The sequence below is a fragment of the Acidobacteriota bacterium genome, from assembly GCA_009691245.1.
Taxonomy (GTDB): domain Bacteria; phylum Acidobacteriota; class Terriglobia; order 2-12-FULL-54-10; family 2-12-FULL-54-10; genus SHUM01.
On record SHUM01000068.1, the window covers coordinates 1 to 2,500 of the forward strand.

Genomic DNA, 2,500 nt, shown 5'->3' on the forward strand with positions numbered 1-2,500 from the left:
AACAGCCTAACCCTTGGGACCTTCTACAGCCCCAGGATGCGATGAGCCGACATCGAGGTGCCAAACCGGAGCGTCGATGTGAACTCTTGGCTCCGATCAGCCTGTTATCCCCGGCGTACCTTTTATCCGTTGAGCGATGGCCCTTCCATACAGAACCACCGGATCACTAGGTCCTGGTTTCCCACCTGCTCGACTTGTAGGTCTCGCAGTTAACCGTGCTTATGCCCTTACACTCGACGGCTGATTTCCAAACAGCCTGAGCACAGCTTCGAGCGCCTCCGTTACATTTTAGGAGGCGACCGCCCCAGTCAAACTACCCGCCTAGCCGGGTCCCTCCTCTGGATTCACAGAGGTAGGTTAGAATCACGGAACAATCAGGGTGGTATCTCACCATTGGCTCAGCTGAAACCAAAATCCCAGCTTCAAAGCCTCCCACCTATCCTGCGCAGATCATCCCATAATTCATGGCTAGGTTATAGTAAAGGTGCACGGGGTCTTTCCGTCTAGATGCGGGCAACCGGCATCTTCACCGGTACTACAAGTTCGCCGAGCTACTCGTTAAGACAGTCGTCAAGTCGTTACGCCATTCGTGCAGGTCGGAACTTACCCGACAAGGAATTTCGCTACCTTAGGACCGTTATAGTTACGGCCGCCGTTCACCGGGGCTTCGGTTCAAAGCTTCGCGCCTTGCGGCGTTGACCTCTCTCCTTAACCTTCCGGCACCGGGCAGGCGTCAGCCCCTATACGTCGTTTTTTTGACTTTGCAGAGACCTGTGTTTTTGTTAAACAGTCGCTTGACGCAATTCGCTGCGGCTCCCTCGGGCTTGCACCCTACCGGAGCACTCCTTCTTCCGAAGTTACGGAGCTAATTTGCCGAGTTCCTGAACGAGTATTCTCTCGAGCGCCTTTGGATATTGTCCTCGTCTACCTGTGTCGGTTTGCGGTACGGATACGCTAGATGCTCCTTAGAGGATTTTCCTGGCGGCGTGGAATCAGCGACTTTGCGGCCTTGCGGCCTCGTCACCAGCTTCACGGTTAAGACCTGGTGGATTTACCTGCCAAGTCCCGCTTATGCTGGCCAATCGGGACATCCATCACCCGACTCGCTTATCCTTCCGCGTCCCCCCTTCGTCAAACGCCTCTAACGTAGTTCCGGAATATTAACCGGATGTCCATCGGCTACGCCGTTTGGCCTCGCCTTAGGACCGACTAACCCTGAGCGGATTAACCTTTCCCAGGAAACCTTAGACTTTCGGCGACCAAGGTTCTCACTTGGTTTATCGCTACTTATGCCGGCAGGGTCTCTTCTGAGACGTCCACCTGTGTTTTCACTCAAGCTTCAAACTTCTCAGAATGCTCTCCTACCAAATCAGAGACCGAAATCTCTGAAGTCCACAGCTTCGGTACAGTGCTTGAGCCCCGTTATATTGTCGGTGCCGGACCGCTTGACCAGTGAGCTATTACGCTTTCTTTAAAGGATGGCTGCTTCTAAGCCAACCTCCTGGCTGTCAGTGCGTCCCGACGTCCTTTCCCACTTAGCACTAATTTTGGGACCTTAGCTGGTGATCTGGGCTGTTTCCCTCTCGACAATGAAGCTTAGCCCCCACTGTCTGACTCCTCGACTGTTGTCAACGGCATTCGCAGTTTGGTTGGATTCGGTAACCTGGTAAGGCCCCTAGTCCCGCCAGATCTCTACCACCGTTGCAAATCATCGAAGGCTAGCCCTAAAGCTATTTCGGAGAGAACGAGCAATTACGGAATTTGGTTAGCCTTTCACCCCTACCCTCAGCTCATCCGAGCTGTTTTCAACCAACACCGGTTCGGACCTCCATTGCGTGTTACCGCAACTTCATCCTGGCCAAGGGTAGCTCATCCCGCTTCGCGTCTATTCCCGCTGACTGATTCGCCCTATTCAGACTCGCTTTCGCTACGGCTCGCTTTACGCTTAACCTCGCCAACGAGAATAACTAGCCGGCTCATTATGCAATAGGCACGCTGTCAGGCTTTCCCTTGCGGGCATAGCCCTCCAACTGCTTGTAAGCGTACGGTTTCAGGTACTATTTCACTCCCCTAGCAGGGGTTCTTTTCACCTTTCCCTCACGGTACTATCCGCTATCGGTCACATGCGAGTATTTAGCCTTGGGAGATGGTCCTCCCGGATTCTCGCAGGGTTTCTCGTGCCCCGCGATACTCAGGTACCCGCTTCGAGTCTGTCGAGCTTTCATTTACGTGGCTATCACACCCTATGGCCGGCCTTTCCAGACCGTTCAATTAGCTCACAGATTGGTAACTCTACTGTTGCGGGCCCTACAACCCCGAGCCCTGCACTAAACTCGGTGAGTCCTGCAAAATCTCACCGCGCTTAGTGCAGCGCTCGGTTTGGGCTCTTCCGAGTTCGCTCGCCGCTACTATCGGAATCACTATTGTTTTCTTTTCCACCAGGTACTGAGATGGTTCACTTCCCTGGGTTGGCTTCTCCCCGCCTATAGATTCAGCGGGG

The 2,500-nt window shown here is 53.8% G+C and carries 1 rRNA gene (cut by a window edge); it reads right to left on the bottom strand.

The features are described from left to right. Positions 1 to 2,500, bottom strand: a 23S ribosomal RNA gene (locus tag EXQ56_13250) (its annotated part continues 163 nt past the right edge of the window); the annotation flags it as partial.